This is a genomic window from Streptomyces sp. NPDC001848, from assembly GCF_042891915.1.
GTDB lineage: Bacteria > Actinomycetota > Actinomycetes > Streptomycetales > Streptomycetaceae > Streptomyces.
Genome location: NZ_JBIATP010000007.1, coordinates 409524 through 416057, shown reverse-complemented (window position 1 = coordinate 416057; position 6534 = coordinate 409524). Strand labels below are relative to the sequence as shown.

At 70.2% G+C, this 6534-nt stretch carries 6 protein-coding genes; 4 read left to right on the top strand and 2 right to left on the bottom strand.

Annotated features, from left to right (window positions below; genetic code table 11):
* Positions 1–265 precede the first annotated feature (265 nt).
* Positions 266–1189, bottom strand: coding sequence for a helix-turn-helix domain-containing protein (locus ACFYZJ_RS17360; RefSeq protein ID WP_388568531.1), 924 nt, complete (start codon positions 1187–1189; stop codon positions 266–268).
* Between the two features lie 167 nt (positions 1190–1356).
* On the opposite strand from ACFYZJ_RS17360, the gene ACFYZJ_RS17355 reads away from it, so the two are divergent.
* The 4 genes from ACFYZJ_RS17355 to ACFYZJ_RS17340 all read left to right on the top strand — a co-directional run bounded on the left by ACFYZJ_RS17355 (position 1357) and on the right by ACFYZJ_RS17340 (position 5681).
* Positions 1357–2397, top strand: coding sequence for an NAD(P)-dependent alcohol dehydrogenase (locus ACFYZJ_RS17355; RefSeq protein ID WP_388568528.1), 1041 nt, complete (start codon positions 1357–1359; stop codon positions 2395–2397).
* Between the two features lie 284 nt (positions 2398–2681).
* Positions 2682–3068, top strand: a complete 387-nt coding sequence (locus ACFYZJ_RS17350; RefSeq protein ID WP_388568525.1) for a VOC family protein — start codon at positions 2682–2684, stop codon at positions 3066–3068.
* A gap of 255 nt (positions 3069–3323) precedes the next feature.
* Complete coding sequence (locus tag ACFYZJ_RS17345) at positions 3324–3809, top strand: hypothetical protein (RefSeq protein ID WP_388568522.1); 486 nt, start codon at positions 3324–3326, stop codon at positions 3807–3809.
* A 138-nt stretch (positions 3810–3947) separates the two neighbouring features.
* Positions 3948–5681, top strand: a complete 1734-nt coding sequence (locus ACFYZJ_RS17340; RefSeq protein ID WP_388568519.1) for a S8 family serine peptidase — start codon at positions 3948–3950, stop codon at positions 5679–5681.
* 120 nt (positions 5682–5801) lie between these two features.
* Here ACFYZJ_RS17340 and ACFYZJ_RS17335 read toward each other — a convergent pair whose 3' ends face one another.
* Positions 5802–6521, bottom strand: a complete 720-nt coding sequence (locus ACFYZJ_RS17335; protein ID WP_388568517.1) for a DUF2637 domain-containing protein — start codon at positions 6519–6521, stop codon at positions 5802–5804.
* Positions 6522–6534 lie beyond the last annotated feature (13 nt).

The following is a 6534-nucleotide window of genomic DNA, read 5'->3' as shown; positions in this document are numbered from 1 at the left end:
GTGCCCGCGGGTGGTGAGGGTGCGGGGCGGTTGAGCCGCGCTCGTCAGGCGTGAGGTGCGATTGTGCCCGCGGGCGGTGAGGGTGCGGGGCTGTTCGGCCGTGCCCGTCCGACGCGGCACGCGGTCGTGCCCGCGGGTGGTGAGGGTGCGAGGTGGTTGAGCCGCGCCTGTCTGACGCGGCACGCGGTTGTGCCCGCGGGTGGTGAGGGTGCGAGGTGGTTGAGCCGCGCTCGTCAGGCGTGAGGTGCGGTTGTGCCCGCGCTCGTCAGGCGTGGGGCGCGGTCGTGCCCGCGCGGGTGGCGTCCGTGCCCCAGCTCGCCAGTAGCCGCAGCGCCTCCGCCGATGCCGAGCCCGGCTCGGCGTGGTACGTCACCAGTGCCAGCTCACCGTCGTCCGGTACCCGGAACGACTCGAACTGGAGTGCGAGGTCGCCCACGAGTGGATGCCGCAACCGCTTCAGTCCGTGGCTCTTCTCCTTGACGTCGTGCGTCGCCCACAGCCGCCGGAAGTCCTCGCTCTTCACCGACAGCTCCCCGACCAGCGCCGACAGCCGCGGATCGTCCGGGTGGCACCCCGCCTCGTAGCGCAGCTGGCACACGATGTCGATGGCCTTCTGCTCCCAGTCCACGAACAGGTCCAGGTACTCGGGCTTGAGGAACGTCATCCGCGCCCAGTTCCGCTCCTGCGGCGGCAGCTGAGCCCAGTCCCCGAAGACGGCCGCGGCCATCCGGTTCCACGCCAGGATGTCCGCACGCCGCCCCACGATGTACGCCGGGACCCCGTCGAAGGAGTCGAGCAGCTGCCTGAGCGGCGCCCGCACCTGCTGTGTCCTGGCGGACGGCTTCTTCTTGTGCGCCTTCGGCTTCGCCAGATGCGTCAGGTGCGCGTGCTCGGCGTCGGACAGCCGCAGCGCGCGGGCGATCGCGTCGAGGACCTCCGCGGACACGTTCCGTCCGTTGCCCTGCTCCAGGCGCGTGTAGTACGCCACGGACACGCCGGCCAGCTGCGCCAGCTCCTCGCGCCTGAGCCCCGGCACCCTGCGGTGACGGCCGAAGTCCGGCAGGCCCACGTCCTCCGGCTTGAGCCGGGCCCGGCGGGTGCGCAGGAACTCGCTGAGCTCGGCGCGCCGGTCCAGGGCCTGACCGGCTCCTGCGGCGGGCTCCGGCACGGAGTCGAGCTGTTCATCCATACGTCCAGTATTCATGGTCGTACGAGCGGGAGCCTGACCCCGCCAGTAGTAGTACGGCCGGTCGTAGGCAGAGCTGTGGTCTGGGTGACTCCGCCGCCGCCCGGCAGGCTGGACGCCGTGCCCGGTGAAAGGCAGCCGGGCGCGCGATCCCCTAGGAGAAACTCCGCATGACCACCGTTGCCGCATACGCCGCACCCGCCGCGAAGGCCCCGCTCGAGCGCACCACCATCGAGCGCCGCGAGGTCCGCGAGTTCGACGTCCTGATCGACATCAAGTTCGCCGGTATCTGCCACTCGGACATCCACCAGGTCCACGAGGGCTGGGGCGAGGCGATCTTCCCGATGGTTCCCGGCCACGAGATCGCGGGCGTGGTCTCCGAGGTCGGACCCGGCGTGACCAAGTTCAAGGTCGGCGACCGCGTGGGCGTCGGCTGCATGGTCGACTCCTGCCGCGAGTGCGAGAACTGTCTGCGCGGCGAGGAGCAGTACTGCCTCAAGGGCATGGTCGGGACGTACAACGCCCTCGACAAGAACGGCGAGCTCACCTACGGCGGCTACTCCGAGAAGATCGTCGTGGACGAGAACTACGTCGTACGCATCCCGGACGGCCTCTCCCTCGATGTGGCCGCCCCGCTGCTGTGCGCGGGCATCACCACGTACTCGCCGCTCGCCCACTGGAACGCGGGCCCCGGCAAGAAGGTCGCGGTCGTCGGCCTCGGCGGCCTCGGCCACATGGCCGTCAAGATCGCTCACGCGATGGGCGCCGAGGTGACCGTGCTCTCGCAGTCCCTGCGCAAGAAGGACGACGGGCTGAAGCTGGGCGCCGACCATTACTACGCCACCAGCGACCCGAAGACCTTCGAGGAGCTGCAGGGCACCTTCGACCTGATCGTCTCGACGGTCTCGGCGCCCATGGACTTCGGTGCGCTCCTGTCGCTGCTGAAGACGGACGGTGCGCTGGTGAACGTGGGCGCCCCCGAGGAGCCGATCTCCCTCAACCTGTTCTCGGTGATCGGCGGCCGCAAGACCCTCGCGGGCTCCATGATCGGCGGCATCCGCGAGACCCAGGAGATGCTGGATTTCTGCGCGGAGCACGGCATCGGCGCCGAGATCGAGCTGATCAGCGCCTCGGAGATCAACGAGGCATACGAGCGGGTGCTGAGCAGCGACGTCCGGTACCGGTTCGTGATCGACACGGCGACCATCTGATGATCCCCCGACAACTCTGAGAACCCCCTGACAACGCGCATGAGGCGGCCCCCGTGGCCGCCTCATGCGCGTTGTCGGTTGCTTGCGCGTTGTCGGTTGCTTGCGCGTTGTCGGTTGCTTGCGCGTTGTCGGTTGCTTGCGTGTTGTCAGTTGCTTGTGTGTTGTCGGTCGGCGCGTTCTCGGTCCAAGGGCGGAGCGGCGTGGGCCCCAAGACCGATGTGTCGAGCCGTCCCCCTGTCTAGCCTGGGAGTGGTTACGCCAACCGGGGGACAGGAGGCCCGACCATGTCCGTGGAGCTCAACCACACGATCGTCGCCGCACACGACAAGGAAGCATCAGCCCGATTCCTCGCCGATCTGCTGGGGCTCGAGGTGGCGCCGCCGTTCGGCCCGTTCACCCCGGTGGAGATCCCCAACGGCGTGACGCTCGACTACATGGAGACCACCGGCTCGATCACCCCGCAGCACTACGCGTTCCTGGTCTCCGAGGACGACTTCGACGTGATCTTCCGCCGTATCAGGGACAGGGGCCTGGACTACTGGGCGGACCCGTACCACCGCCGCCCCGGCGAGATCAACCACAACGACGGCGGCCGGGGCGCGTACTTCGACGACCCGAACGGCCACAACATGGAGATCCTGACCAGGCCGTACGGCAGCGGCGGGGACTGAGGTTCATCCGGTTGGAGGTGCGATCGCACGGCCGGGGCCGGACCCCGGTTCCGGCCGCTCCAGCCTTGGGCCGCCGGGCGTGGCGCGCACCGAGCGCGCCGCCAAACCGGTTCCGCCGCACGGTCGGTTGAGATGGTCATCGGATTGCGATCGTGAGTGCGCCACCTTAGCTTCAGGGCGTCGGAATCTTCCGACAAAGCCCGCATAGGTTCTCTATGTCGGCTTTCAACCCTGGTGCCATCGAACGGAGCATTCATGTCGGTGATGACTGGTCCCCAGCCCCTGCAGCAGCTCGGCCAGCAGTTCGGCCAGCAGTTCGGCGCTCAGATGCAGCAGCCGATCGCGCAGATCGTCCAGCACACGATTCAGCAGGCCTGTCAGCAGGCGAGCCAGCAGATCGCGCAGCGCATGCAGCAGACGCTGCAGCAGATCCAGCAGGTCCAGCAGCAGCTGCAGCAGCAGGGCATGGCCCACCACGCACACCCCTACCTGGCCGTAGCACTGCACCACGCGCTGCGTCAGGGCGCCCGCAGCGCGGTGGAGCAGTCCGTGCAGCAGGCGCTGCCGATCGCGATCGTGACCCTGCTGCAGCAGGGCCAGCAGGGCCAGCAGTGGGGCCCCGGCGGCGCCCCGGGTCAGCCCTTCGGCCAGCAGTACCCGCCGCCCGGCCTCGGCTTCGGCCCGACGCCTCCTCCTCCCCCCGGCCCCGGCTTCGGCCCGACGCCTTTCGGTATCGGCTGACGTCCGCCGGCGCGTGACCCCGTGATGCGGTGTGCCCAGGAGTGGCTCCCGGGCACACCGCATCACCTTGGAAGCGCCGGCCGCCCGTCACCGGATCAAGAGCACAGGAACAACGTAGGCGTGGTGAAGGTGGACGCAATGGTCAAGGAAAGACCCGGAAACAACCGCGAGAGCGGGTCCGAGGGCGGCGTGGTCGGCGGGCCGGGACCCGAGAGCAAAGCCGGGCCCCAAAGGAAGGGCGCGCCGTCACCGATCACGGTGCAGCCGCGCCGGGCGCGGTACATGGTGACGCCGCTGCCGCAGAGTCTTCTCCCACCGGGAGTCTCCGAAGTCGGCATGGACACGGTGTGCGACCGGCTGGATCATCTGCCCGAGGTCACCGTGATCCGCCGACTCCGGCCGTCGGAGAAGCTGAACAGGGCCGGGATGCAGCCCTCGTGCCCGGAGATCGCGGTCGTCGAGGCGGCCGAGACCCAGGTACCGGCCATGCAGTCGCTGCATGTGCACATCGAACCGGATCTGCCGCTGGCCGGGACCGTACCCGCCGCCGCACCGACCGCGGGCGTGCTGCCGCTGCGCGACCCGGGGCTGGTCATGCCGCTGGAGGAGCCCGCGGAGATCTCGCTGCGGGTGTGCGGCCCGGACGGCGAACCGCTGGCGGGCGCGGGGGTTTTCCTGATCGGGGCGACCTGGCCGAGCCAGGGCGTCACCGCCGCCGACGGGACCGTCACCCTGATCCTGGCGACGGAGACCGCGGAGACCGTCCAGTCCCTCTACGTCCGTCCCGCGGGCGGTTACGCCGACCGCTGGATCCACCGGCCCGACCTGTCGGCGACGCAGGAGAACCTGGTCACTCTCACCCCGCTGGCCCAGGTGTACCCGGAGCTCGAGCAGCGTCAGCAGTACGGCTGGGGGCAGCAGGCCATGCGGCTGGACCGGCTGCCGCCCACGTTCCGCGCCTTTGGCGTGCGGGTCGCGGTCATCGGCTCGGGCGTCAGCGCAGACCACCCCGATCTGCGGCAACGCGTGCGCTCCGGAGTCGATCTCGTGCACGGCACCGACAGCGGCTGGGCCCACGACACACTGGGCACCGGCACCCATGCGGCGGGCATCATCGCCGGCGCGGACACGGGCAAGGGGATCATCGGCATCGCCGTCGACGCCGAGATCGAGGTCTGCCAGGTGCTGCCCGACGGGCACTTCAGCGACCTGATCGCCGCTCTGGACCACTGCATCGAGCGCGAGGTCGACGTGGCGCATCTCGCGGTGGCCACGCCGTACCCTTCGGCGCTGGTCTCCCGCAAACTCGCCGACGCCTACGCGGCGGGCATCGCCTGCGTCGCTCCCGCGGGCGACACCGGCGGGCCGGTCGGCTTCCCGGGCTCGCTGCCCACCGTGTTCACCGTCGGTGCGCTCGGAGTCTTCGGCTCCTACCCGCAGGACACCTCACAATCGACCCATGTCGGCCCGCAGTTGACGCCAGAGGGACTGTTCGCCGCACCGTTCAGCTGCTACGGCCCCGGCTTGGACGCGGCTGCCCCCGGCGTGGCGGTCCTGTCGTGCGCCCCCCGCGGTGGATACACGGCTCTGGACGGCACCGGCACGGCCTCGGCCCATGTCGCCGGCCTGGCCGCCCTCGTTCTCGCCCATCATGAGGACTTCCATGGCCAGTTGCTGCCGCGCGGCCCCGGCCGGGTGCAGCACCTGTTCGAGATCATCGCCGGGAGCTGCCGCCAACTGGCCGCCCCCGGAACGCTGGAGGCCACCCGTGTCGGACGCGGCCTGCCCGACGCCCTGGTGGCCCTCGGCCTGGCCCCCGGAGTGCAGCTCGCTCCGGCCCTGTCGCCGTACGCCCCGTCCATGGCCGGGTGACAACACGCCGACGGATCGGCACCCGCTCACTCGGGGCGGGTGCCGATCCGTGTGCTCGACAGGGTGAACTACGGGGGCAGCGGGGATCTCCGTCCCGCCGAGGCCCCGGTACCCGGTGGGTCAGCCGCCGGTCGGCTCCTTGCCGGGGGCGGCGTGCCGGGGGCGGTACTTGCACGACACCTGGCCGACGAGCTCCCGGAAGCACACCAGGGCGGTGATCGGCGGAATGCCGACGATCACCATCGAGAGCACCGAGTGCGAGGAGTGGCTGATGCACAGGGCCACTGCCGTCGCGGAGGCGATCAGGATGACGCACCAGGACCGCCGGGCGGTGCGGTGCTGGAAGGCCGCCCGCAGGATGGACAGCGCCGCCACGAACCACGGTCCGTACACGGTCAGCGGCCACCACTGGGCGAGTGGTGCGGGCAGGACCGTGGCGGCGATCTCGCGCAGCTGGTTGTAGGAGTAGGCGGTGGACCAGCCCAGCATGGCCACCGCGCACGCGGCGATCGTGGCGACCAGGAGCGTGACGGGGCTGAGTCGCTGACCGCCGTCGAGGATGTGGGAGGCGGGCCGGGGGCGCCGCCGGTCGACCCGGTGGCGGTGCTGCCCGTCCAGCGAGGGGGGAGCGGGGTCCACGGCGGACACGGTGGAGAGCATCTGGGCCAGCTCTTCGTCGGGATCCCAGCCGTTCGGCGCGATGTCCGGGCCCGGGGCGCTCCAGACGGGATGCGTCTCGAGGGGATCGACATGATAAGAGTGCTGGCCCAGCACATCATGATCGGATCTCAGGGCGAACTGAATGTCGTAGAGGCTTGGCTCGCCTTGAAGCCTGTCCATTCTCGAAGCTCCT